Genomic DNA, 25,411 nt, shown 5'->3' on the forward strand with positions numbered 1-25,411 from the left:
GGCGGCCGCCTACCCCTTGTCGAACTCGGCGTCGACGACGTCCTCGTCGTCTCCACCGGGCCGGGCTTGTCCGGCCCCCGCGCCCGTCTCCGGCCCCGCGCCAGCACCCGCGCCCGCCGTCGCATGCGCGGTCAGGCCCGCGTGGACCTGCTGGAGCTCGGAGCTCAGCGGCCTGGTCCGGTCCACGCCGGCCTCGTTCCTGACCGCCTCACGGGCGTCGCCGACCAGCATTTCGGCGCGCGCCTTCTCATGGGAGGGCGCCGCGTCGCCCAACTCGGCGAGGCGCTTCTCGACCTGGTACGCGATCGCGTCCAGCTCGTTGCGGGCATCCACGGCCTCGCGCAGCGCCTGGTCCTCGCCCCGGTTGCGCTCGGCCTCCTGGACCATGCGGTCCACCTCGCCGCGGTCGAGGTTGCCGGTCTCGCTGATGGTGATGGACTGTTCCTTGCCGGTGTCCCGGTCGCGGGCGGTGACGTTGAGGATGCCGTTGGCGTCGATGTCGAAGACGACCTCGATCTGCGGCTCGCCGCGCGGCGCCGGGCGGATGTCGGTCAGCTGGAAGCGGCCGAGCCCCCGGTTGTCCGCGGCCCGCTCCCGCTCGCCCTGGAGCACCACGATGTCGACGGCCTGCTGGCTGTCCTCGGCCGTGGAGAAGGTCTCGGTGCGGCGCACCGGGATCGTGGTGTTCCGCTCGATGATCTTCGTCATGACGCCCCCGCGGGTCTCCACGCCCAGCGACAGCGGGGTGACATCCAGCAGCAGCACGTCCTTGACCTCGCCCTTGAGCACCCCGGCCTGGATCGCCGCGCCCAGCGCCACGACCTCGTCGGGGTTCACGCTCATATTGGGCTCCTTGCCGCCGGTCAGCCGGCGCACCAGGGCCTGCACCGCGGGCATCCGGGTCGAGCCGCCGACCAGGATCACCTCGTCGATGTCCGTCCCGCCGACCTTGGCGTCGGCCATGGCCTGCTCGACCGGGCCGAGGCAGCGCTCCACCAGATCGGCCGTGATCTGCTCGAAGGTGGACCGCATGACCGACTCGGTCAGATGCTTGGGGCCCGCGGCGTCGGCGGTGATGAACGGCAGGTTGACCTGCGTCTGCGTCACCGAACTCAGCTCGGTCTTCGCCTTCTCCGCGGCCTCGAAGAGCCGCTGGAGCGCCTGCGGGTCCCGGCGCAGATCGATGCCGTCGGTCTGCTGGAACTTGTCGGCGAGGTGGTCGACGAGCCGGCGGTCGAAGTCGTCGCCGCCCAGGTGGCTGTCGCCCGCGGTGGAGCGGACCTCCACCACGCCGTCCCCGACGTCCAGGACGGACACGTCGAAGGTGCCGCCGCCCAGGTCGAACACGAGCACCGTCTCGTGCTGCTTCTTGTCCATGCCGTACGCCAGGGCGGCCGCGGTGGGCTCGTTGATGATCCGCAGCACCTCCAGGCCCGCGATCCGGCCGGCGTCCTTGGTCGCCGTGCGCTGGGCGTCGTTGAAGTAGGCGGGCACCGTGATGACCGCCTCGGTGACCCGCTCGCCCAACTGCTTCGCGGCGTCGTCGGCGAGCTTGCGCAGCACCAGGGCGCTGATCTCCTCGGGGGAGTACAGCTTGTCGCGCACGTTGAAGCGCGCGACACCGCCCTCGCCGCCGACGACGTCATAGGCCACGGCCTTGGCCTCGTCCGACACCTCGTCGTAGTGCCGGCCGACGAAGCGCTTGGCCGAGTAGATGGTGCCCTTGGGGTTGAGGATCGCCTGGCGCCTGGCCAGCTGGCCCACCAGCCGCTCGCCGGTGTCGGTGAAGGCCACCACGGACGGGGTCGTGCGACTGCCTTCCGAGCTGGGCACGACCGCCGCCTCGCCGCCTTCCCAGGCCGCGATCACCGAGTTGGTGGTGCCCAGATCGATTCCGACTGCCTTGGCCATGAGGAACTCCTTCGCGAGGCGGCGGCACCGCGGACAGCGCACAGCCGCGGAACCAACCCGTCTTCCGGCGCCGACGCGCCCAGCCTGGCAAAACGGGGCCCCGGCCCGCCTGCGCCTGCGAGGCCCAAAAACCACGCCTAGGGTGGACCTGTGGGTACAGGCGGAGCGTGGCCGCAGCGGTGACCGCCCCGCCCGGCGGGTACCCGCGAGTTCGGACTCGTTCTCTTCCGAACGCGGGCGGAGCGACGGCATGACCTCAACAGCCTTCACCCGGGACGAGCGCGGGGCTCGGGACCGTTCCCTGAGCCCTCGGGCGCGAGGGCTGCTGCTCTGCTCCACCGCCATGTTCGACAGCCGGGACGAGACGGAGATCCTGCACCGGGCGATGGCGCAGGTCGCGGCCCTCGGGCCGGGGCGGGCCGAGGCCGGGTACCTCGTGGTCGGCGGCGCGCTGACCCGCTGCCACGACGATGGGGCCGCCGGGGCCGATGGCATCGCGGCCGCCGCCCTCGACGAGCGGGTCCGGGAACTGGGCGGGCGGGACGGGCCGGTGCGCCTCCCCGGGCAGGCCTGGGGCTGGGCGTACGCGCTGCGGGAACCGGGCGGTCTGCGCGGGCAGCTCGTGGTGAGCTCGGGGGTGCCGCCCAGCGAGGACGACCGCTTCTGGCTCACCGTGCTGGCCCGGCAGACCGCGGCGGCCCTGGCCGGCGCGGCCGCGCACCGGCGGGAGCGGGAGCGGGCGGCCGAGCTGCGCCGGGCGCGGGCCGAGCAGCAGGCCGTCCGGGAGCGGCTGGAGTCCTCGCGGTCCGACCTCGAGCACGAGCGAGGGGTCCTCGACACCCTCCACCGGGCCGCCCTGCACGGGGACGGCGAGGCGGGCATCGCGGAGGCGCTGCACAAGATCACCGGGTTTGCGGCGGGCGTCGAGGACCGGTTCGGCAATCCGCGGGCCTGGGCGGGGCCCGGGCGCCCGGACCCGTATCCCCGGCCCGACCCGGCCCGCCACGAGGAGCTGCTGCGGGACACCGCCCGGGGCGGGCGCCCGGTGCGGGTCAGGGAGCGCCTGCTCGCGGTCGCCGCCCCGCAGGGCGAGGTGCTGGGCGCGCTGTTCCTGGTCGACCCCGAGGAGCGGGCCGACGAGCGCGCCCGGCTCGCCCTCGGCCACGCCACGGCGTCGCTCGCCCTGGAACTGGCGCACCAGCGCTCCCTGGCCGAGGTGGAGCTGCGGCTGCGGCGCGATCTGGTGGAGGACCTGCTCGCCGGCACGGACGACGCGAGCGCCTACGCCCGCGCCCAGGCGCTCGGCCACGATCTGCACGGGCCGCACTATGTGGTCGCGGTGCGGTGGGCGGAGCGGGCGGCCGACGCCTCCTTCGCCGCCGCCGTCGACCGGTCGGCGGCTGCCGTGGGCCTGCGGTCGCTGCTCGCCCGCCGGTCGGGCGTGGTGGTCCTGGTGGCCGACGGCAGGCCGGCCGGAGACGATCTGCACGCCGCGCTGAGCCGGGAGGCCGGGACGCCGGGCGGGGCCGTCGGCGTGGGCGCCCGCTGTGACTCCCCGGGCGAGATTCCGCGTTCCTACCGGGAGGCGCTGCGGGCGCTGGAGGTGCGGCGGCGCTCGCCCACCGCGTACGGCACGACCTTCTTCGAGGACCTGGGCCTCTACCGGATCCTGCGGGCCGGCAACGACTACCAGGAGGTCGAGGGTTTCGTCCGGGAGTGGCTGGGGCCGCTGCTCGACTACGACTCCGCGCACCGGACGGACCTGGTGCCGACCCTCTCCCAGTACTTCGACTGCGGCGGAAACTACAGCCGGACCGCGGCGGCGCTCGTCGTGCACCGCAGCACCCTGCGCTACCGGCTCCAGCGGATCCGAGAGATCAGCGGTTCCGACCTCACCAACGTCGAAACCCGGCTGAATCTCCAGGTGGCCACCCGGGTCTGGAAGATCATGAGGACCTGCCCGGACTGAGCTCCGGCCGGGGCCAAACCGCTGGCCATGCCCCCTCGCACAACACGAGACGGCCCTTCGGGCCTGCCGATTCACCCTATTGACACGCGGCTGAAACGCCACCAGTATCTAGAGCACCGAGATTCATTAGTGAATATTTATTCGCAAGGGCCCCTTCCTCAGGCCCTGTTCCTGGTCCGGGCCCCCTGCCGCCGCTCCGATCGACGCCGCAGGCGCCCGCCGCTCCGAACGCTCCGAAGAGTCAGCGATCAAGGACACTCACATGCTCAGCACAGACCCAGAGGGTGCCGCCCGGTTCCGGGCACGGCGCCGACGCGTCGCCGAAGACGATCCGGTGGGCCATCTCGACGACCTCCGGCATCTGTCGACCGACGTGCGCCGCAGCATCGTCCAGATGATCGACCACGCACAGCTCGGCCACATCGGCGGCGACCTGTCGGTGACCGACATCCTGGTGACCCTGTTCGGCGGAGTCCTGGACGTCGACCCCGAGCACCCGCGCAGGCCCGACCGCGACCGGTTCATCCTCAGCAAGGGCCACTGCGCGGCGGCCCTGTACGCCACGCTCGCCCACAGCGGTTTCTTCCCGCTCTCCGAGCTGGACACCTTCATGGCCCCCCTCTCGCCGCTCAACGGCCACCCGAACCGCAGAAAGGTGCCGGGTGTGGAGACGAACACCGGGCCGCTCGGACACGGGTTCCCCGTCGGTGTCGGCTGCGCCCTGGCGGCCAAGCTGTCGGGCTCCTCGTACCGCACCTACGTCGTTCTCGGGGACGGCGAGTTGCAGGAGGGCAGCAACTGGGAGGCCGCGATGACCGCCGCCCACTACTCCCTCGGCTCCCTCACGGCGATCGTCGACCGCAACCGCCTTCAGCAGGGCGCCCGCACCGAGGACACCAAGCGCCTGGAGCCGCTCGCCGACAAATGGACCAGCTTCGGGTGGGAGACGCGCGAGGTCGACGGCCATGACCACGCGCAACTGCTGTCCGCCCTGCGCCCCTCCACCACCGGCAGGCCGGTCGCCGTGGTGGCCCGCACCATCAAGGGGAAGGGCGTGTCGTTCATCGAGGACCGCGTGGAATGGCACCACAAGGTCCCCGACGCCGCACAGGTTCACGCCGCGCTGGAGGAGCTCAGCCGATGACCGCCGAACTCATGCCCGACACCACGCGGACCTACGATTGCCGACAGGCGTTCGCGGACGAACTCATCGCCATGGCCGCCGAGGACGAGCGGATCGTCGCCGTCTGCAACGACTCCGTCGGCTCCAGCAACCTCGTCCGCTTCCGCGAGCTCTACCCCGAGCGCCTCATCAACGTCGGGATCGCCGAACAGGACCTCGTCGGTGTCGGCGCCGGACTCGCCATCGGCGGGTTCATCCCCTTCGTCAGCGCCGCGGGCCCGTTTCTCACCGGCCGGGCCACCGAGCAGATCAAGACCGACGCCGCCTACAACGGACTCCCGATGGTGCTGTGCGGCCAGAGCCCCGGCATGGCCTACGGGGAGCTGGGGCCGACCCACCACTCGATCGAGGACCTGGCGTGGATGCGGGCCATCGCCGACCTGACCGTCGTGGTGCCCGCCGACCCGGCCCAGACCCGCGCCGCCGTGCGCTGGGCGGCCGCGCAGGACGGCCCCACCTATCTGCGCGTCCCGCGGTTCAAGGTCCCCTCGGTCACCCCCGACGGCGCACCGTTCGAACTGGGCCGCAGCGTCCAGCTCACCGACGGCTCCGACATCACCGTCATGGCCGTCGGGACGATGGTCTCCCGGGCCCTGGCCGCGGCCGAGACGCTGCGGGCCGAGGGCATCGGGGTGCGGGTGCTGAACATGACCTTCGTCGAACCGCTGGACGTCGAAGCGGTCCTGCGGGCGGCCCGGGAGACCCGGGGCATCGTCACCGCCGAGGAGGCGACCACCACGGGCGGCCTCGGCGCCGCGGTGGCCGGCGTGGTGGCGCAGAACCACCCCGTGCCCATGCGGATCCTGGGCGTGAACCGGGAGTTCGCGCCGACCGGAAGCGCCGCCTTCCTGCTGGAACACTTCGGGCTGACCGCCGACGGCATCGCGGCCGCCGTGCGCGAGCTGATGGCCATGAACCCCGGCGGGGCGCATGAGCACGGCTGAGCCGCTCGTCCTGGCCGTGGACCAGGGCACCAGCGCGACCAAGGCGATCCTGGTCGACGTGCGCGGAGACATCGTCGCGCACGGGTCCGCGCCCGTTGCCCTGTCCACCCCCGCGCCCGGCTGGGTGGAGCAGTCGGCCGAGGACATCTGGGAGAGCTGCCGCCTGGCGGTCGCCCGGTGTCTGGACGGCCAGGACGCCGGGCGGGTCGCCGCCGTCGGCCTCAGCACCCAGCGCGAGTCGCTGCTCCTGTGGGAGCGGGCCACCGCGACCCCGCTGAGCCCGCTGCTGAGCTGGCTGGACAAGCGCACGGCCCAAAGCCCGGCCCTGCTGCGGGCCGTGGACTCCGCCCGGACGGTCCGTGACATCAGCGGCCTGCCGCTGGACCCGATGTTCTCGGCGCCGAAGGCCGCCTGGCTCCTGGACCACCACGACCCCGAGCGCCGGCGCAGCCGCCGCGGTGAACTCTGCCTGGGCACGGTGGACTCCTGGCTGCTGTACAAGCTGGGTGGCGAACACCTCATCGAGGTGGGCAACGCCGCCCGCACCCAACTGCTCGACGTGCGCCGCCTCACCTGGGACGAGCGGCTCATGGAACTGTTCGACGTACCGCGGGAGGTGCTGCCCCGCGTGGTGTCCTCGCAGGGGCCGTTTCCCACCGCGGGCGGCCTGGGGCCGCTGCCGGACGGCGTCCCCGTCACCGCGGTCCTCGGCGACTCGCACGCGGCGCTGTTCGCACACGCCGGATGGCAGCGCGGCACGGTCAAGGCGACCTACGGCACCGGCTCCTCGGTCATGGCGCTCACCTCGCCCGACACCCCCCTGTCCGCAGGGATGTGTCTGACCGTCGCCTGGGACGTCGACGGCCCGGCCTGGGCCGTGGAGGGCAACATCCGCTCCACCGGGGCCACCCTGACCTGGCTGGCGGGGCTCCTCGGCACCGACCCGTCCGCGCTGGCCACCCTGGCCGCGGACAGCAGCGACGGCGTGGTCATCGTCCCGGCCTTCGGCGGGCTCGGCGCGCCCTGGTGGGACGACGAGGCCGTCGGCCTGATCAGCGGCGTCACGCTGGGCACCGGCGCCCCGCACCTCGCGCGGGCCGCGCTGGAGTCGATCGCCTTCCAGGTCGAGGACGTGGTGGCGGCGGTCGAAGAGGACATCGGCCCCGTGGTCCGGCTGCTCGCGGACGGCGGCCCCACCGACAACCCGCTGCTGATGCAGTTGCAGGCGGACACCAGCGGCCGCGCGGTCGAACGCGCCCGGGCCCGCGACCTGTCGGCCCTGGGCGCCGCCCATCTGGCGGGGCTCGGCGGCGGCGTGTGGAGCAGGGCGGACCTGGAACGGCTGAACCGCCCGAGAGACCTCTACACACCGGCCGAGGACGCCGGCAGCAGGGCGGCCCGCCGCGCGCACTGGCACACCACGGTGCGGCGCGCACGCCTCCGGGCCGCCGCGGCCCCACAGAACACCTCGCACCCTTCGGACGCCGGAGAGAAAGCATCATGAACAAGTCCAGCCGATTCGAAGGAAAGAGCGTCGTCGTCACGGGAGCGGCCCGTGGCATCGGCCGCGGGATCGCCGCGCGGTTCGCCGCGGAGGGCGCCGGTGTCCTGATGGTGGACGCGTCGCCGGCCGTCGAGGAGGCGGCCGAGGAAGTGGCGGCCGAGAGCCCGTCGGGCGGTGTGCTCGGCGTCCGGGCCGATGTGACCTCCGCCGACGACGTGGCCCGCGCCTTCGCGCTCGCCGAAACGACCTGGGGACGCCTGGACGTCCTGGTGAACAACGCGGGTGTCATCACCATCAGCCGTCTCGAGGACCTGACCCTCGACGACTGGCAGAAGGTCCTCGCGGTCAACACCACCGGTGTGTTCCTGTGCGCCCAGGCCGCCGCCGGGATCATGCGACGGCAGGGACGCGGAGGGCGCATCCTCAATGCCGCCTCGGGCCAGGCCCGCCAGGGCTTCATCTATACGCCGCACTACGCGGCCAGCAAATTCGGGGTCGTGGGGCTGACCCAGAGCCTGGCGAAGGAGCTGGCCGGGGACCGGATCACGGTGAACGCCTACTGCCCCGGCATCGTCGGCAGCGACATGTGGGACTACAACGACCGGGAGTGGGGCCGGCTGCTCGGCGGCTACGGGCCGGGCGAGCTGATGGACGAGTGGGTCGCGGGCATCCCGCTGGGGCGCGCCGGCACCCATGACGACGTCGCCAATCTGCTGCTGTTTCTGGCCTCCGAGGAGGCGGAGTACATCACCGGCCAGACGATCAACGTCGACGGCGGGATGTTCATGAACTAGCGCGCGACCTGGCACGACGACATCGTCGCTCGCCGGACACGCGGTCCATGACGCCCCTCTCGAGTCGGATATTAGAGAAATGTCAATACTCGGAGGTATTGATGAGTGCAACCAGCGACGCCGCGACGCCCGTTGACGCCCAACCGGGCGAACGGCGCCTGCGGGTACCGTCCTGGGCGACGGAACTGCTCACCGGATCACGAGGGCCCGCCCTCGGCCTGCTCGCCATGTGCGTCGTCTTCTACATAGCGACGCCGTACTTCCTGACCCAGAACAACCTGCTCAACATCGTCGACCAGACGGCGATCCTGGGGCTGCTCGCCCTCGGCATGACCGCGGTGATCGTCACCGGGGGCATCGATCTGTCGGTCGGCGCGGTGCTCGCCCTGGCGACCATGGTGCTCGGCTGGCTCTCCCACGACCAGGGGTGGCCGCTGTGGCTGAGCGCCATCGTCGCCACCGGCGTCGGGGGAGCGTGCGGACTGGCCAACGGGCTGGGCATCACGTTCACCAGACTCCCGCCGTTCATCGCCACCCTGGCGATGATGTCCGTCGCCCGCGGCCTGGCCAACGTCATCACCGACGGACAGCAGATCGTCGGCTTCCCCGACTGGTTCGGCAACCTCTCCACCACCCGCTACCTCGGCATCTTCACCTTCACCACCTTCGTGCTGGTCGTGCTGTACGCGGCGGGGTGGGCGTATATGCGCTACCGGTCCGGTGGGCGCGAGCTGTATGCGATCGGCGGCAGCTCCGAGGTCGCCAGGCTCGCCGGGATCAGCGTGCGGAAGCGGACGGTGCTCGTCTACACCGTGACCGGCCTGCTCGCCGGCGCGGCGGGGGTCTTCCTCGCGATGCGCCTGGACTCCTCCCAGCCGAGCGCCGGTACCGGCTACGAGCTCGACACGATCGCCGCCGTCGTGATCGGAGGCGCCAGCCTGAGCGGCGGTGTCGGCTCCATCAGCGGAACGCTCTTCGGCGTCCTGATCATCGGAGTCCTGCGCAACGGTCTGAATCTGCTCGGGGTTTCCCCGTTCGTCCAGCAGATCGTCATCGGCGTGGTGATCGCGCTGGCCGTCATGCTCGACGTGCTGCGCCGACGCGATTCGCGCTGACCACCACAGGTCCTTCCTCCGTCCCCAGCCCATCTCCTCTTGTTTCAGCAACCACCTCCCCCCGAGTCGCCGGGATCCGTTCCCGAAGGAGCAGTTCTCATGAAGACCCCACGTGTGATCGCCACCGGTGTCGTGGCCGCCCTCGCGCTCGGCGCCGCCGCCTGCGGACGCGGCGAGGACGCCGGAGCGAAGACCGCCGACGGCAAGCCGGTGACCATCGGCCTGGCCGTGGCCAACCTCCAGGCCGACTTCTTCAACCAGATCAAGCAGTCCGTCGAGGCCGAGGCCAAGAAGAAGGGCATCAAGGTCATCGTCTCCGACGCCCGCGGCGACGCGGCCACCCAGGTGAACCAGATCCAGGACTTCATCAGCCGCCAGGTCAGCGCCATCATCTACATCCCGGCCGGGGCCACGGCGGCCGGTGTGCCGGTGAAGGCGGCGAACCGCGCGCACATCCCCGTCGTCACCGTCGACCGCAACCCGCCGGACGTGCCGGGCGAGTCGTTCATCGCCACCGACAGCGTGGCCGCCGCCAAAACACTCGGCGAGTGGGTGAGCAAGCAGAAGGGCGGCAAGGGCCAACTCGCCATACTTCAGGGCCAGATCGGCACCACTCCCCAGGTGGACCGGCAGAAGGGGTTCGGGCAGGCGCTCGCCGAGTCGCCCGGCATCAAGGTGGTCTCCCAGCAGTCCGCCGACTGGGCGCAGGACAAGGCGTACTCGGTCGCCCAGGACATGCTCCAGGCGCACCCCGGCATCGACATCATGTGGGGCCAGGCCGACGCGATGGCGCTCGGCGCCGCGCAGGCCGCCAAGGGCGCCGGCGGGAAGAAGCGGCTGATCGTGGGCTTCGACGGCGACTTCGCGGGCATCAAGGCCGTCCGCAAGGGCACCATCGACGCCACCATGGTCCAGCAGACCCAGAAGATGGGCCGGATGGCCGTGGACACCGCGCTGGACATCCTGGACAAGAAGAAGGTCCCGGCCATGCAGCTCCAGCCCGCCTACCTCCTCACCAAGGACGACACGGCCAAGGCCGACCAGTACCTCAAGAGCCACCCCTGAGCGCGGCAAGGAACCCGAAAGGCAGGACCTCGCCATGACGAACGTCGGCCGGCCCCCGGAGGACGGGACCCACCAGGGTCTGGTGGTCCGGGGAGTGTCCAAGCGCTTCGGCGTGACCCAGGCCCTCGACCGGATCGACCTCGATGTGCGCCCCGGTGAAGTGGTGGCCCTCCTCGGCGAGAACGGCGCGGGCAAGTCCACGCTGTCCAACATCGTCGCCGGGTCGTTCCCCTCCGACACCGGCCATATGCTCTGGCGGGGACGGCCCTACGAGCCGAAGTCGCCCGGGGACGCCATCAGCCACGGCATCGGCCTCATCCACCAGGAGATGCGTCTGCTCCCGGACCTGACGGTCGCCGAGAACGTCTTCCTCGGCCGGCTGCTGGTCCGCGGCGGGCGCATCGACCGGGCCGAGATGAACCGGCGGGCGGCGGAGCAGCTGCGGCGGCTCGGCCTGGACATCGCGCCCACCCGGCTGGTGCGCACGCTGCGGGTCGCGGCGCAGCAGCAGGTCGAGATCGCCAAGGCGCTCACCCTCGACGCGAAACTCCTGATCCTCGACGAGCCGACGGCCGCGCTCGGCAGCGAGGAGACCGATCATCTCTTCGAGCGCATCGACGCCCTCCGCCGCGAAGGCGTGTCGTTCATCTATGTGAGCCACCGGCTCGAGGAGATCGCCCGGATCTGTGACCGCATCGTGGTGATGCGGGACGGACAGCGCGTCGCCGCCCACGCGACCGCGCAGGTGCCCGTGGCACGGCTGGTCGAGGAGATGGTGGGCCGCAGCGTCGAGCGCATCTTCCCGGACACCGGGGCCCCCGGGCGGCGCGAGGTCCTCACCGTCCGGGGCCTCACCAACCCGTCGTTCCGGGACGTGTCCTTCGGCGTGCACGAGGGCGAGGTGTTCGGCATCGCGGGCATCGTCGGGGCCGGCCGCACCGAACTCGTGCGGGCCGTGGCCGGCGTCGACCCGGTGGCCGCGGGAACGGTGTCGGTGGAGGGCCGGGTCCTGCGGCTGCGCGGGCCCCGGGACGCCATCGAGGCGGGCGTCGCCCTGGTACCCGAGGACCGCAAGGGCCAGGGAGCCGTGCTCGACCTGTCGATCGGTGACAATGTGGCCCTGCCGAACCTCGACCGGGTGGCCCGCCGCGGCTGGCTGACACCCCGGCGCGTCACCGAGGTCGCCACCGCCGCCATCAGGCTGATGACCGTGAAGGGGCGGGCCGAGCAGCCCGTACGGACGCTCTCCGGCGGCAACCAGCAGAAGGTCGTCATCGCCAAGTGGCTGGAGCGAAAACCGAAGGTGGTCATCCTCGACGAGCCCACCCGCGGTATCGACGTCGGGGCGCGCGCCGCCATCTACGAGGTCATCGCGGACCTGGCCAGGTCCGGCATGGCGGTCGTCGTGGTCAGCTCCGACCTCGACGAGGTGCTGGGCCTCTCCCACCGGGTGCTCGTCCTCAGCCGGGGGCGGCAACAGGGCATCCTGCCCGCGGAGGAGGCGACGGACGTCGCCGTCATGCGCCTCGCCACGGCATGATGCATCGGGAGCCGCCGGCACGCCTCGCGGCGGCTCCCGACACCCGATGGGCCTGCTTGAAAGGACACGATGGACCCCCGCAGCAGCACCGGTCAGCCGGTGAACCGCCGCACCACCCGCATGGCGACGGCCGATGAGCAACTGCGCCTGATGACACGGGTCGCACGCCTGTATCACGAACAGGGCATGCGGCAGGCGCAGATCGTCGAGGAACTCCACATCTCCCAGGCGCGGGTCTCCCGGCTGCTCGCCCAGGCGGCCAAGGTCGGAATCGTCCGCACCATCGTGGTGCCGCCGGAAGGCGTCTTCGCGGACCTCGAGGAGACGATCGCGAGCCGCTACGGGCTGCGCGACGTCGTGGTCGTCGATGTCGAGGGAGAAGGGGACGAGGTCATCCCGGCCCTCGGGGCGGCGACCGCCGTCTACCTCGAGACCACGCTCCTGGAGGGCGACCGGCTCGGCATCTCGTCCTGGAGCGCCACGCTGCTCGCCGCCGTCGAGGCCATGCGGTCCCGCCCCGGCAAGCGGTCCCTGGAGGAGGTCGTCCAGCTGATGGGCGGCGTGGGCGACCCGCAGGTCCAGATCCAGGCGACCCGTCTGATGGGGCGGCTCGCCGAGACGACCGGCGCAGAACCGGTCTTCATGTCGGCCCCCGGCGTCGTCGCGAGCCCCGCGGTGCGCGACGCCATACTCGCCGACCCCAAGGTCAGCAGCGTCGCCGACGCCTGGAAACACCTCACCATCGCGGTCGTGGGCATCGGCAGCCTCGAACCGTCGCCACTGCTGCGCCGCAGCGGCAACATCTTCTCGCTCGAAGACCAGGAGCGGCTCCGCGACCTCGGCGCCGTAGGGGACATCTGTCTGCACTTCTTCGACGAGAACGGCACGCTGCTCGACACCGAACTCAACGACCGCGTCATCGGCATCGACCCCGACGCCTACCGAGCCGTCCCGCGCCGCATCGCGGTGGCCGGCGGCGACCGCAAGTACGCTGCCATCAACGCAGCGGTGAGCGGCGGCTGGGTCGATGTCCTGATCACCGACCTGGGCATCGCCCGACGGCTCGCCGGCTGACCGGAGACACCACTCCGCGGCCGCCGCGGGCGAGGCCACAGCTGTTACGCACAATGGAGGAAGAACCCATGGCCGCACCTTCTTTCCGGATCGACGACCGCGTCGCCATCGTCACGGGAGCCGGCAGTGGCATCGGCCGCCGGCTGGCGATCGGGCTCGCCGAGATGGGAGCGCACGTCGGGTGCCTGGACCTGCCGGGGGGCGATCTGGCCGGCACCGTGGCGGCCGTCGAGGAGACCGGACGGCGAGCGGTCGCCCTCCCCGCCGACGTCACACGGTCCGACGAACTCACCGAAGCGGTGGCCGCGGTGGAACGCGACCTCGGGCCGCTGCGGCTGGCCGTCAACGCCGCGGGCATCGCCAACGCGGCCCCCGCCGAGGACATGCCCGTCGAACAGTGGAACAGGGTCATCGACGTGAACCTCACCGGCGTGTTCCTGTCCTGCCAGGCCGAGGCGCGCGCCATGCTCCGGGGCGGCGGCGGTTCCATCGTCAACATCGCCTCGATGTCCGGCACCATCGCCAACCGCGGACTGCTCCAGGCGCACTACAACGCCTCCAAGGCGGGCGTGATGCACGTGTCCAAGAGCCTGGCCACGGAGTGGTGCGACCGCGGGATCCGGGTGAACAGCGTCAGCCCCGGCTACACCGCCACCCCCATGAACCTGCGCGCCGAGGTCGCGGAGCGGGTCAGGCAGTTCGAGTCCGACACCCCGCTGGGGCGGATGGCCTCGGTCGACGAGATGGTCGGGCCCGTGGTGTTCCTGCTGAGCGACGCCGCGAGCTTTGTCACCGGCACCGATCTCATCGTCGACGGAGGCGTGACCTGCTGGTAGCCGCGCGCCGGGTCAGCCCGTGCCGCGCAGGAAGTCCGACAGCCCCTCCAGCAGCCGGTCGGCGTCCCGGGTGTCGTTGTACGGCGCGAGGCCCACGCGCAGCCCTCCCGTGTCGCCGAGACCCAGCCGGCGGGACGCCTCCAGGGCGTAGAAGGAGCCGGACGGCGCGTCCACGCCCCGGGCGGCCAGATAGCGGTAGGCGTCGACGGTGCTGCGGCCCTCGATGGTGAGCAGCAGGGTGGGGGTGCGGTCGGCCGCGCGGGAGTGGACGGTGATCCGCTCCAGCCCGGCCAGCCCCGCCTCGATCCGCGCCCGCAGGGCGGCAGCCCCTCGTGCCGTATCGCCTCCAGCGCGGTGAGCGCGGAGACCAGCCGCTCCCGGCGGGGGCCGTCCCGCCGGGGGCCGAGCCCGGCCAGGAAGTCGACGGCGGCCCGGGTCCCGGCCAGCAGCTCGTACGGCAGGGTGCCCAGTTGGTGGCGCTCATGGTGTCTTCCTCCGGTCGAACCAGACGGTGGCCAGGGTGGGCAGCAGCCCCGCCCAGAAGAGAATCCGCGGCACGGACCGCTCCGTCCACGGCACCTGCGAGATCAGCAGCGCGCACAGCATCGCCCAGGCCGCCTGGGCGAGCACGACGCGGGCCCAGCGGCCCCGGCGCACCAGGGACCGCACATTCAGCTGGACGCCGGAGCGCAGCCCGCGGTAGCGGCGCCAGGCGCCGAAGCCCCACACCGCCGCCATCACCACCAGCACCCACAGCCGGTTGCCGAGCGGCACCGGCAGGTCCCGCGCCGCCTCGCCGTCCTGGGGGAACAGATCGACCATGACGCCCGCGGCCGCCACACAGATCAGCGCCAGCCAGCGCACGCCGCGCAGCAGCCGGTAGGTGGCCCGGTCGAGGTCGTGGCGCAGTCCGGTGTTGTCCGGGGCGGCGGCCAGGGCGTCGGCGTACACCTCCGCGGCCTGCGCGGCGGTGGTGCCCGGCTTGTGGGCCTCCTGGCTGCTCACCAGATACAGGGCCTGGTTGTCGGTGGGGTCCAGGCGGAGCACCTGGCGCAGCGCCCATGTGTAGGTCTCGGTCTCGCCCGCGGCGCCGGCGGTCCGCCACAGCGCCTGGTACGCGTCCACGCTCTCCGGGTCCAGCCGCACCGCCTCCTTGGCCAGGGCCAGGGCCTCGACGCGGCGGGTCGGGTAGTACATCAGGAACTCGCCGAGGAGCGCGTGCACCGAGCTGTTCTGCGGGTCGACGCGCAGCGCCTGACGCAGCGCCTCCTCCGCCTTCCGCCAGCGCTCCGCCCGCTCCAGGTGGTCCGCGCGGCGCAGGGCGAAGGCGTATATGTACAGCGCGCCGATGTCCTCGGGGGCGCGCCGGAGCGCCTCGCCGAGCGTGGTCAGCGCCTCCTCGACCCGGCCCGCCGCCACCTGGCAGCGGCCGAGCTTCACCCAGGCGCGTACGTCGTCGGGGTCCTCGGCGAGGCGGCCGCCCAGCACGGCCGCGGCCTCGTCGTACCGCTTCAGCTCGATGAGCGCCTCGGCCCGCTCGAGGGCCGGGTGCGTGGTCACAGCTTCCGCCGCTTCTTCAGATACGCGAGCAGGTCGTCGTACATCCCGCCCTCGTTGGCGAACATCGCCACGTTGCGCGCGGCCGCGAACCACGGCTCGGTGGAGGGGACCACGGACTTCGCCGCGTCGAGCAGGTCCCGCATGCCGATCATGCGCACGGTGCCGGTGCGCGCCGAGTCGAGCAGCGCCGTCTCGGCCGCGGCCTCGCACACATGGGCCAGATCGGCGCCCGAGAGGCCGTCGGTGGCCTTGGCGAGCTTGCCGAGATCGATGCTTTCGATGGGCCGGTCGCGCAGGTGGTAGCGGAGGATCGCCTCGCGCGCGGCGGCGTCGGGCGGCAGCACGAGCAGGGTGCGGTCCAGACGGCCGGGGCGGCGCAGGGCGATGTCCACGTCCCAGGGGACGTTGGTGGCCGCGAGCACGAACACGCCCTCGTTCGCCGGGGCGTCGATGCCGTCCAGCTCGGTCAGCAGCTGATTGACCGTGTTGCGCATACCGCTGTTCTGGGTGCGGCTGCGCTTGCCGCCGAGGGCGTCCAGCTCGTCGAGGAACACCACACAGGGGGCCTGGCGGCGGGCGGTGGCGAACACCTCGTGCATGTTGCGTTCGGAGTTGCCGATCCACATGTCGAGCACATCGCTGATGGACACCGACAGAAAGCCGGCACCGAGCTCTCCGGCCACGGCGCGGGCGATGAAGGTCTTGCCGCAGCCGGGCGGGCCGTACAGCAGCAGTCCGCCGCGCAGGCTCTTGCCGTACAGCTTGCGCAGTTCGGGGTTGCGCATCGGGGCGAGGAAGGCGGCCTCCAGACGCTCCTTGACCTCCCGCATGCCGCCGACGTCCGCCAGGCGTACGGTGCCGGGCGCGGCCACCTCCCAGGCGGCGGCGTCCTTGGGGTCGCCGCTGCCGTCGACGGTGAGCGGGGTCTCCACGAACCGGGGCGGCACCACATCGCCGACCTGGTCCGCGGCGGCCCGCCAGTCGAAGCCGGCCCGGGGTGCGGCGGGCGGGGTCGGCGCAGCCGGGGCCCCGGTGGCGGGGGCCTGGGTGGTGGGTGCCCCCATGGCGCGGGCCATCAGCTCGCGCGCCTGCGGGTCGCCGGGCGCGTGCTGAAGGGCGACGGCGGCCTCGGTGACGGCCGCGTCCTGCTGCCCGGCGGTCAGCAGCAACTCCGCGAGATGCAGCCGCAGCGGTACGTCGCCGGGCGCCGCCGCGACAGCCGTGCGCAGGCTCTGGATCAGGGGGGAGTCCTCCGACATGGCGCACACTCTACGGAGGCGAGCCGTGCGGGTGATCACCCTCCCCCTGATCCGCGTCCGCGGTCCGTCAGGTGTCCGTGGCGGAGGGCTCGCGGGCGATCACGACGGTGGCCGCGTCGTCGTGCACCAGGCCGCCGGTGTGCCGGAGCAGATCGTCCTGGAGATAGCGGGCCAGCGACAGCGGGCCGTCGCCCGTCCAGGCCGCGACGCGCTCGGCGAGCGGGTAGAAGGCTCCGGTGGTGTCCCGCGCCTCGATGAGGCCGTCGGTGTAGAGGACCAGCAGGTCGCCCTCCTCGAAGCCGAAGGTCCCGGCCTGGTAGTCGCTTTCGGAGGTCATGGCCAGCCCCAGTGGCGGCGCGGGCTCGCAGATCTCCAGCGTGTGGACCTCCCCGTCCCGCACCAGCAGCGGAGGGGGGTGTCCGCAGTTCACCAGCCCGGCGAGCGGGCGGTCGTCGTAGGCGTCCAGCACCAGGGCGGTCACAAACGACTCATGGGGATCCGAGTCCTCCCTGCCGCCGTGGTCCCAGTTCCAGCGCATCGCGTTGCCCAGGTGTGCCGCGACGGCCGTCAGCGAGAGGTTTCGGTAGGCGGACCCGCGGAAGGCGCCGATCAGCACCGACGCGTCACCGATGGCGGCCAGCCCCTTGCCGCGGACGTCGCCGATGACCAGCCGGGCCGCCTCATGGGTGGCCACGACCGCGTACAGATCCCCGCCGATCCGGGCCCCCTCCTCGGCCGCGAGATAGGTGGAGGCGATCCGCAGCGGCCCCAGCCGGTCGGGCAGCGGCCGCAGCAGCACCTGCTGGGCCGCCTCGGCCACCGAACGCACCTGGGTGAGCTTGCGCTGGTGCACGTCGGTCGCGAGCCGGAAGCCTGTCACCAGCGCCGAGATCACCAGGAGGGTGCCGATCTGCGCCTCGTGGTTCGCGGTCGACAGACCGCCCTGCAACTGGCCGATGATCACCTGGGCCACCACGGCGAGAACTCCGATCGCGCCGGTGGCCGCGGCGCCCGCGAACGAGGCGGTGATCGCGGGCGCCGCGATCAGGAACGGGCTCAGGTGGATGTTCTTGGGCGTCTGCACGTCGAGCACGGAGATCGCCACGATGAGCCCGAGCGGAATGGCGAGCAACGCCCGGTTCCACCGCCGTGAACCGGCCGGAGGGGCGGAACCGTGCCGAACGCGCATATCTCCTGCTTACACCCGTTGCCGCCGCGGCGCCCGGCCCACGGGCCCGGGTGGCGGGGCATCCGGTCACACGGAGTCGCAGGTCCTGCGCACATAGCCGTCGTCGTCCGGCGTGGACACGTCCACGTCGCGGCGCACGATGGCGACCCCCGGCTGCTGCGAGCCCTCACAGGCGGTGTCCAGCGCGGAGTCCGTGTACTCGATCATGATGACCTTCGAGAAGGCCTCGGTGTAGTCGCCGCACTCGGGGGGATCCTGCTGCCCGCACTCCTCGGCGACGGCGAAGTCCAGACCCAGGTCCTCGCGGTGCGAGGCGAGCTCCAGGGTGTTCTTCTGGCCGATGGCCAGGTGCGCGTCGTGCGCGCGGTCGGCCAGCAGCTTGATGAACGCCATGGCGTCGTCGTCGGTGAGCAGCCCCTCGGAGCGGGTGTAGCTGTCGTAGTTGTCCGGCTCGACGGCCTGGTAGCCGTCCTCGGCGCAGCCGTCGATCCAGTCCCCGACCGTGTCCGCGATCCGCCGCCGCTTGTCGGCGGTGCCGATGTCGAGGAGCGCCTCGTCCCAGTCCTCGTCCATCACCACATCGCCGTTGTCGTCCCTGAGCAGCAGATCGGAGTCCCAGTCGCCCTCGGCGTCCGGCTGCGCCTGGAAGGCGTTGACGTAGCAGATGTTGTAGAGGCCCGCCGCGGGCGGGGCCTCCCGGTCCCTGCTGACGACCTTCACCCCGTCGGGCGGGGTGTACGGCTCGCTGATCTGGTAGTCGAAGTTGCCGCCGTCGGTCGGCGGGAGCGTGACACCGTCCGGCGTGGCGGCGCGCTCGGCCTCGGGGGAGGCGGTGTCCTGCGGGGCCTTGGCCGCCTTCTTCGTCCGCGGGGTGTCCTCCGGTCCCGCGTGTGCGAACCCGATGACGGTGAAGAGGGCGACGATGCCGATCAGGGTCACCAGCACCGCGCCCGACAGCGGTTGGCGGGCGGAGAAGGCGCTGCGTAGAGACATCTGCTTTCCCAGGTGCGTGGACGCTGACCCCGCCTCGGACCTACCCAAGACCGCTTAGATCCTGGCGACCGACGCCGGGCTGGTGATGGGTGACATCAGTTACCGGCTGGGTGCGTCGCTCTCGGTGCCGGGCTCCGGGGAGCCTTCGGCGTACCGAATGTAATGATCGGCTTGATCGAGCGTCAAGTGGCAACCTGGGCGGCCACGCGGCGCGTGCGGGGGCCGCCGGGGCAAAGCTGAGGGCGTGTCATTTTTTCCGCCCCCGAGTCTTGTGGGTTGCACCCCGCTTCATTACTTTCCAGTAGGCAGCCCGCTGCCATGTTCACGACCGGGCTCGGAAGGGGCGTTCCCCGCCGTTCGCAAGGCCTCTGGAAGGCCGTCTGGAAGGAACCACCATGCCTGTCTGCGCAGCCGGGCGTACCCGGCGAGTGTTCTCCCCGAGCGGCTCCGCGCGCCGGGGGCCCGCACGCACCCTCCTCTCCCTCGCCGCCGCCGTGGTGCTCGCGGTGACCGGCTCCGCGACCGCGACCGCGTCGGCGTCGGCGTCCGTGTCGAGCGACGCGCGCACCGATGCCGCCGGGCTGCGGGAGGTGATGTTCGTGGGCAACAACTGGGACGGCACGGCCGACGTCATCAAGTCCACCGGAGACCTGGCGAAAATCGGCCGGATCAACGTCATACCGGACAAGGATCAGCGTCTCACGGAGATCTATCTCAACCCCATCAAGCTCGCGTTCTTCCTCGGCATCCGGCAGGGGCCGGGGGAGGGGCACGACCAGTTCGTCGACGACATGTACTCGACCCCGGACGGGTCGGCCGTCGTGGTCTCCCGGCCGAGCTTCGCCGACGTGGTGTCCATCGACCTCGCCACCGGCAAGGTCAGATGGCGCTTCCCGGTGTCGGGATTCCGGGCGGACCACATGGCCGTGTCGCCCGACGGCAAGCGCGTCGCGGTGTCCGCCTCGACGTCGAACACGGTGCATGTGCTGGACATCGAGACGGGCAAACAGCTCGGGTCGTTCTCCGCCGGCGACAAGCCCCACGAGAACGTCTACACCGACGGCGGCAAATATCTGTGGAACATGTCGATCGGCGAGGTCAACACCGCGCTGGACGATCCGTCGATGGACTGGACGAAGGGCGACCGGCACATCACGGTGGTCGACGCGAACACCTACAAGCAGGTCAAGGTCATCGACATGCGGGACCGGCTGGACGCCTTCGGCCGCCAGGACCTGTCCGACGCCGTCCGTCCGGTGGCCTTCAGCCCCGATGAGTCCAAGCTCTACTTCCAGGTGTCCTTCTTCAACGGCTTCCTGGAGTACGACGTGGCCACCGACAAGATCACCCGCGCCAAGACGCTCCCGAAGAACCCCGCGACCAGCGAGGACCGCACCACCTGGGTCAACGACTCCCGCCACCACGGACTGTCGATGAGCCCGGACGGGAAGAAGCTGTGCGTCGCCGGGACGATGGACGACTACGCCACCGTCGTGGACCGGGACAGCTTCCAGGAGGGCCCGCTGGTGCCGACCTCCAAGCCGTACTGGGCCACGGTGAGCGGCGACGGCAAGTCCTGCGTCGTCTCCGAGAGCGGCGCCGACCAGGTCACCGCGATCGACTTCGCGACGGGGCGGAAGGTCGCGTCCGTCGCGGTCGGCGACCATCCGCAGCGGGTGCGCATCGGCCATGTGGCGGCCGACTGGACCGGCCCGCAGGCCCCGTAGCGGCGGTGTACGGCGGCGGGCCGGTCCCGGGGCGCGATCAGTCCCGGCGCACCGGCCCGGTCGACCTTCTGACGACCAGGTCCACCGACATGTCGAGCCGGATCGGGGCCGGCCCCGGATCGTCGGTGACCGAGTCGAGCACCCGGATGCTCTCGGCCGCCATCTCCTCGAACGGCTGCCGCACGGTGGTCAGCGCCGGGGCCGCGGACACGGCGGCGTCGATGTCGTCGTAGCCGACGACCGACACATCCTCGGGGACGCGCAGCCCACGCTCCACGCACGCCTCGATGACGCCAAGACCCTGAAGATCGTTGCCGGTGACGAAGGCCGTCGGGGCGTCCCACCCGTCGAGGAGGGCGTGGGCGGCGCGTCTGGCCGGCTCGGTCTGGAACGACACCGCGCGGATCAGATCGCGGTCGGGCCGGACCCCGGCGTCCCGGAGCGCGGCGAGGTAGCCGCCGAACCGCGCCCGGGAACAGGTCAGTTCGAGGGGCCCGGAGATCAGCGCGATCCGCCGGTGGCCGAGGCCGGTGAGATGGCGGGCGGCGAGCCACCCGCCCCGCCACTGAGTCGCCCCGACCGTGTTCATCCCGGGCGGTGCGTCGCCGATGGTGTCCAGGACCACCGCGGGGACCCGGGACCGCGCCAGCCGCTCCGCGACCGCCGGCGCGACCGGGGAGAGCACCAGGACGATGCCGCTCGGGCGGTGCGCGAGCAGTGACTCCAGCCAGTCCCCGTCGTCATCCGCGTGGCTCACCGTCAGGGCGCGTCCGGAGGAGCGCAGCACCCGGGACAGGCCGCGCAGCAGTGGCGCGTTGACGGCGCTGGCCACACAGCCGAACACCACCTCGACCGAGCCGTGCCTCGGTGCGCGGCGACGCCACTCGTAGCCGGTGGCCCGCACCGCGTCCAGGACGCGCTGCCGGACCTCGGGCGACACCCCGGGCCGCCCGTTGAGGACCTTCGACACGGCGCTCTGCGAGACCTTCGCGGCTTGCGCCACGGTCGCCATGCGCACTGCGGGCCGCACACTCATCGCCTGCTCCTCCCACCAGTCGTCCTGCTGTCGGACCCCGTCTTGCTGTCAGACCCCGTCGCGGATCGTGCGTGGCGCGGTGCTCTCCCGCACCACGAGCGTGGTCGCCAACTCGACCCTGCGGCCGGCCGACGAGCCCTGCCGCGACTGCTCCTGGGCGATCAGCCGCACCCCCTCGCCCCCCATCTCCGCCAGCGGCTGACGGACGGTGGTGAGCGGCGGGGCGAGCATCGTGCAGATCATCGTGTCGTCGAAGCCGACGACCGACAGGTCCTCAGGCACCCGCAACCCCCGCGCGCGGGCCACCTGGTACACCCCGGCCGCCTGGGTGTCGGAGCCGGCGAAGATCGCCGTCGGCGGCTGCGGAAGGTCCAGCAGCGCCGCCCCGTGGCCCGTGCCGCCGGTCAGCAGGAAGTCGCCGTACCGCGTCAGCGCCGGGTCGGGGGCGAGGGAGAACTCGCGGTGCGCGGCGAGATAGCCCTCGTGCCGCTCCCTGGTGCACTGGATCTCGGCGGGGCCGCCGATGAACCCGATGCGCCGGTGGCCGAGTTCCAGCAGATGGCGCGTGGCGGCCGCGCCACCGGACCAGTTGGTCGCCCCGACCGTCGGGATCGTGGGCTCGCTGGTGCCGACCGGGTCGAGCAGGACCAGCGGCGCCGGCAGCCCGGCCAGCGCGGCGATCTCGTCGTGGCGTGCCCGGGAGAGGACGAGCACGATGCCGTCCGACGGGCGCGAGCGCCGCGCCTCGAGCCAGTCGCTGATGCGGAACCGGGGATGGCCGGTGGCGGTGAGCGCCAGGGTGTACCCGAGGCTGAACGCGGCGTGCTGGGCCCCGGCGATGAGCTCTCCCGCCCAGGGCGAGGTGGTCCCCTCGATGAGGACGTCCAGGATGCCGCCGAGCTGTTTGCGGCGCCCCTTGCGGTGCAGATAGCCGGTGTCGTGCGCGGCCCGGGTGACACGGGCGCGGGTCTCCTCCGAGATGTCCGGCTTGTCGGCGAGCACCCGGGACACCGTGGAGACCGAGACCCCCGCGGCCTCGGCGACGGCCGCCATCGTTGGGCGCGTGGTCATGCTGCCTTTCCCTCCCGTAGGGCATCGCGACAGTACTGCCCTGCCGCAAATTCCCGCAATATTTGTTGGAATATTCCGCGAGGACCCCATGCAAACGGCCTGTGGTCCGCGCTTTCGATCCACCTGTATTGACAGTCGTTTTTACCCCGCCTTAGCGTCTCGGTCGCAGAAGTTCCGCAAAGTTTTGCGGGTAATTGCGGGGCCATCTTGATGAGAGCCGCGGGTTCGCCCGCCGAGCAGGGGGGATGTGATGGGTGTCCGCCATCGATGACGACACGATCGGGGCCGGCCACGGCCGACCCGAAGTCCGCGAGCTGATCGCGGACATGACGCTGGACGAGAAGCTCGCCCAACTCGTCGGTCTCTGGCAGGGAGTCGACCGAGAGGGCGGCGCCGTGGCCCCGTTGCAGGACGCCATGGACACCGTCGAGCAGAGCTTCGCCGACTTCGCCGCACACGGCCTCGGCCAGATCACCCGGCACTACGGGACCAGGCCGCTGGACCCGCGGGAGGGCCTGGCCACCCTGGCCGCCAAGCAGCGGTGGCTGAGGGAGAACACCAGGCTCGGGATCCCCGCGATCGTGCACGAGGAGTGCCTGACCGGGCTCGCCGCGTGGCAGGCGGCCACCTACCCCGTCCCACCGGCCTGGGGCGCCACCTTCGATCCGCCGCTCGTCGAGCGCATGGCGGCGCGGATCGGCCGCACCATGGCGGGCCTGGGCATCCACCAGGGCCTCGCGCCGGTCCTCGACGTGATCCGCGACATGCGCTGGGGCCGGGTCGAGGAGTGCATATCCGAGGACCCCTACCATGTCGCGGTCACCGGCGCCGCGTATGTGCGGGGCCTCCAGAGCGCCGGGGTCGCCGCCACCCTCAAACACTTCGTCGGCTACTCCGACTCGCGCGCCGGCCGCAACCTCGCACCGGTGCACGCCGGTCCGCGCGAGGTCCGCGACATCCTGGAGTTCCCCTTCGAAGTGGCCGTACGGGACGCCGGAGCGCGCTCCGTGATGAACTCGTACGCCGAGATCGACGGAGTGCCCGTCGCCGCGAGCGCCGACCACCTCACCGGGACGCTCCGTGAGGAGTGGGGCTTCACCGGCACCGTGGTCGCCGACTACTTCGCCGTGGCGTTCCTCCAGACCCTGCACCGGGTGGCCGAGGACGGCGGGGACGCCGCGGCCCAGGCCATCACCGCGGGGATCGACATCGAACTCCCCACCGGCGTCACCTACTTGGAACCCCTGAAGCAGCGCATCGCGGACGGCCGGCTCGGCATGGACGTCGTGGACCGCGCGCTGGAGCGGGTGCTGCGCCAGAAGGCCGAGCTGGGCCTGCTCGACCCCGACTGGCACCCCGGGCCCGGGCCGGCCGCCGACGTGGACACCGAAGAGGACCGCGCGCTGGCCGCGACCCTCGCCGAACGCTCCGTGGTGCTGCTGCGCAACGACGGCGTCCTGCCGCTGGGCGGCGCCGGGGCCACCCCGGGGCGCATCGCCCTCATCGGCCCGAACGCCCGGTCCGTGTCCGCCATGTTCGGCTGCTACTCGTTCATCAACCACGTCATGCCGCACCACCCGGACCACGACGCCGGGCTCCGCGTCGAGACCGTCGAGGACGCCCTCCGCCGCGAGTTCGCCACCGCCGACATCGTCACCGAGCAGGGCACCGGCGTCGACGACGGGACCACCGACGGCATCCCCGCCGCGGCCGGAGCCGCGGCCGGAGCCGATGTGGCCGTGGTCGTGGTCGGCGACCGCTCCGGCCTCTTCGGACGCGGGACCAGCGGAGAGGGCTGCGACGCCGACGACCTGGAACTCCCCGGCGCCCAGCGGACCCTCGTCGAGGCGGTCCTCGCCACGGGCACACCGACCGTCGTGGTCCTGCTCACCGGGCGCGGCTACGCGATCGAATGGCTCCTGGACTCGGCCGCCGCCGTCGTGCAGGCCTTCTTCCCCGGCGAGGAGGGCGCGGGCGCCATCGCCGGGGTGGTGAGCGGCCGGGTCAACCCGAGCGGCCGGATGCCCATGAGCCTGCCGCGCGGCGCGGGCGCCCAGCCCTACAGCTATCTGCACCCCCCGCTCGGCGCCGCCAGCTCGGTGACCAACATCGACACCGCGCCGCCCGTCCGGTACGGATTCGGCCTCGGCTACACCCGGTTCGACTACGAGAACCTCACGGTCGACTCGGAGACCGTCGACGTCGCCGACGCCATCGGCTGCGCCGTCACCGTGCGCAACGCCGGGGACCGGGAGGGCGCCGAGGTCGTCCAGCTGTACGCGAGCGACCCCGTGGCCTCGGTCACCCGCCCGCTGGCACAGCTCGTCGCCTTCGCCCGGGTCCCCCTCGGGCCCGGGGAGTCGGCGCGGGTCCACTTCACGGTCCCCACCCGGCTGCTGGCGTTCACCGACCGCCACCGGGTGCGGATCGTCGAGCCCGGCGACATCGGCGTCAGCGTCCGGCGCGACGCGGGCGACGTGATCCTCGAACACACCGTGCGCCTGGTCGGGGACACCCACCTGGTGACCGGCGCCGAGCCCCGGCTCAGCACGGCCGACATCTCCCCGAACCCGCCGCCCCCCACCGGTGCCTGACCTCCCCGGCACAGTCCACCCGTCCGCGAACACTCAATGAAGAGTTG

At 72.0% G+C, this 25,411-nt stretch carries 19 protein-coding genes and 1 pseudogene; 12 read left to right on the forward strand and 8 right to left on the reverse strand.

The window, feature by feature from the left end; translation table 11 throughout:
- Positions 1-9: 9 nt before the first annotated feature.
- Positions 10-1,911, reverse strand: coding sequence for a molecular chaperone DnaK (dnaK, locus tag ACZ4WQ_RS31735; protein ID WP_385337024.1), 1,902 nt, complete (start codon positions 1,909-1,911; stop codon positions 10-12).
- Positions 1,912-2,161: 250 nt separating this feature from the next.
- Here dnaK and ACZ4WQ_RS31740 point away from each other — a divergent pair, with 250 nt between their 5' ends.
- The 10 genes from ACZ4WQ_RS31740 to ACZ4WQ_RS31785 all read left to right on the forward strand — a co-directional run bounded on the left by ACZ4WQ_RS31740 (position 2,162) and on the right by ACZ4WQ_RS31785 (position 13,935).
- On the forward strand, positions 2,162-3,880 hold the full coding sequence (locus ACZ4WQ_RS31740) for a PucR family transcriptional regulator (protein ID WP_398373481.1): 1,719 nt from the start codon (positions 2,162-2,164) through the stop codon (positions 3,878-3,880).
- Between the two features lie 262 nt (positions 3,881-4,142).
- Positions 4,143-5,024 (forward strand): transketolase, encoded by an 882-nt coding sequence (locus ACZ4WQ_RS31745; protein WP_311725548.1) that lies wholly within the window; start codon positions 4,143-4,145, stop codon positions 5,022-5,024.
- Positions 5,021-6,007: a transketolase family protein gene (locus tag ACZ4WQ_RS31750; protein WP_385337032.1), complete on the forward strand. Its 987-nt coding sequence runs from the start codon at positions 5,021-5,023 to the stop codon at positions 6,005-6,007. Before ACZ4WQ_RS31745 ends, ACZ4WQ_RS31750 begins: the two co-directional genes overlap by 4 nt.
- Positions 5,994-7,511, forward strand: a complete 1,518-nt coding sequence (locus tag ACZ4WQ_RS31755; protein ID WP_385337035.1) for an FGGY-family carbohydrate kinase — start codon at positions 5,994-5,996, stop codon at positions 7,509-7,511. Before ACZ4WQ_RS31750 ends, ACZ4WQ_RS31755 begins: the two co-directional genes overlap by 14 nt.
- Positions 7,508-8,305: an SDR family oxidoreductase gene (locus ACZ4WQ_RS31760; RefSeq protein ID WP_385337038.1), complete on the forward strand. Its 798-nt coding sequence runs from the start codon at positions 7,508-7,510 to the stop codon at positions 8,303-8,305. The genes ACZ4WQ_RS31755 and ACZ4WQ_RS31760 overlap by 4 nt, the downstream gene beginning before the upstream one ends.
- Positions 8,306-8,406: 101 nt before the next feature.
- Positions 8,407-9,420, forward strand: a complete 1,014-nt coding sequence (locus tag ACZ4WQ_RS31765) for an ABC transporter permease (RefSeq protein WP_361188388.1) — start codon at positions 8,407-8,409, stop codon at positions 9,418-9,420.
- 99 nt (positions 9,421-9,519) lie between these two features.
- Positions 9,520-10,485, forward strand: coding sequence for a sugar ABC transporter substrate-binding protein (locus ACZ4WQ_RS31770; RefSeq protein WP_311725553.1), 966 nt, complete (start codon positions 9,520-9,522; stop codon positions 10,483-10,485).
- A gap of 34 nt (positions 10,486-10,519) precedes the next feature.
- Entirely contained in the window at positions 10,520-12,025 is a 1,506-nt protein-coding gene (locus ACZ4WQ_RS31775) for a sugar ABC transporter ATP-binding protein (RefSeq protein ID WP_385337042.1), read from the forward strand.
- A 69-nt stretch (positions 12,026-12,094) separates the two neighbouring features.
- Complete coding sequence (locus ACZ4WQ_RS31780) at positions 12,095-13,099, forward strand: sugar-binding transcriptional regulator (RefSeq protein WP_352132163.1); 1,005 nt, start codon at positions 12,095-12,097, stop codon at positions 13,097-13,099.
- 68 nt (positions 13,100-13,167) lie between these two features.
- A complete protein-coding gene (locus tag ACZ4WQ_RS31785; protein WP_398373482.1) occupies positions 13,168-13,935 on the forward strand; it encodes an SDR family oxidoreductase in 768 nt (255 codons plus the stop codon).
- Between the two features lie 12 nt (positions 13,936-13,947).
- Here ACZ4WQ_RS31785 and ACZ4WQ_RS31790 read toward each other — a convergent pair.
- The 5 genes and pseudogenes from ACZ4WQ_RS31790 to ACZ4WQ_RS31810 all read right to left on the reverse strand — a co-directional run.
- Positions 13,948-14,417, reverse strand: a pseudogene (locus ACZ4WQ_RS31790) (aminotransferase class V-fold PLP-dependent enzyme); the annotation flags it as partial.
- Positions 14,416-15,495 carry a tetratricopeptide repeat protein gene (locus ACZ4WQ_RS31795; protein ID WP_398373483.1) on the reverse strand — a complete coding sequence of 360 codons (1,080 nt, stop codon included), beginning with the start codon at positions 15,493-15,495 and terminating at the stop codon, positions 14,416-14,418. The gene ACZ4WQ_RS31795 and the pseudogene ACZ4WQ_RS31790, both read right to left, overlap by 2 nt.
- Positions 15,492-16,754, reverse strand: a complete 1,263-nt coding sequence (locus ACZ4WQ_RS31800) for an ATP-binding protein (protein WP_398373484.1) — start codon at positions 16,752-16,754, stop codon at positions 15,492-15,494. Before ACZ4WQ_RS31800 ends, ACZ4WQ_RS31795 begins: the two co-directional genes overlap by 4 nt.
- Positions 16,755-16,821: 67 nt before the next feature.
- Positions 16,822-17,886: a PP2C family protein-serine/threonine phosphatase gene (locus ACZ4WQ_RS31805; protein WP_385337054.1), complete on the reverse strand. Its 1,065-nt coding sequence runs from the start codon at positions 17,884-17,886 to the stop codon at positions 16,822-16,824.
- A 123-nt stretch (positions 17,887-18,009) separates the two neighbouring features.
- The gene (locus ACZ4WQ_RS31810; protein ID WP_398373485.1) at positions 18,010-18,936 is read right to left on the reverse strand and encodes an endo alpha-1,4 polygalactosaminidase; all 927 of its coding nucleotides are present in this window, start codon (positions 18,934-18,936) and stop codon (positions 18,010-18,012) included.
- Positions 18,937-19,331: 395 nt separating this feature from the next.
- Between ACZ4WQ_RS31810 and ACZ4WQ_RS31815 the strand changes: the two genes are divergently transcribed.
- Positions 19,332-20,663 (forward strand): YncE family protein, encoded by a 1,332-nt coding sequence (locus tag ACZ4WQ_RS31815; protein ID WP_311725561.1) that lies wholly within the window; start codon positions 19,332-19,334, stop codon positions 20,661-20,663.
- 37 nt (positions 20,664-20,700) lie between these two features.
- Here the strand turns inward: ACZ4WQ_RS31815 and ACZ4WQ_RS31820 are convergent, their stop codons facing one another.
- Together ACZ4WQ_RS31820 and ACZ4WQ_RS31825 are read right to left on the reverse strand one after the other, a co-directional pair.
- Positions 20,701-21,699 carry a LacI family DNA-binding transcriptional regulator gene (locus ACZ4WQ_RS31820; RefSeq protein WP_311725562.1) on the reverse strand — a complete coding sequence of 333 codons (999 nt, stop codon included), beginning with the start codon at positions 21,697-21,699 and terminating at the stop codon, positions 20,701-20,703.
- Between the two features lie 48 nt (positions 21,700-21,747).
- Positions 21,748-22,770: a LacI family DNA-binding transcriptional regulator gene (locus ACZ4WQ_RS31825; RefSeq protein WP_311725563.1), complete on the reverse strand. Its 1,023-nt coding sequence runs from the start codon at positions 22,768-22,770 to the stop codon at positions 21,748-21,750.
- 254 nt (positions 22,771-23,024) lie between these two features.
- On the opposite strand from ACZ4WQ_RS31825, the gene ACZ4WQ_RS31830 reads away from it, so the two are divergent.
- Positions 23,025-25,364 carry a beta-xylosidase/alpha-l-arabinosidase gene (locus tag ACZ4WQ_RS31830; RefSeq protein WP_398373487.1) on the forward strand — a complete coding sequence of 780 codons (2,340 nt, stop codon included), beginning with the start codon at positions 23,025-23,027 and terminating at the stop codon, positions 25,362-25,364.
- Positions 25,365-25,411: the final 47 nt, after the last annotated feature.

The organism is Streptomyces sp. NPDC028305 (genome assembly GCF_055569495.1).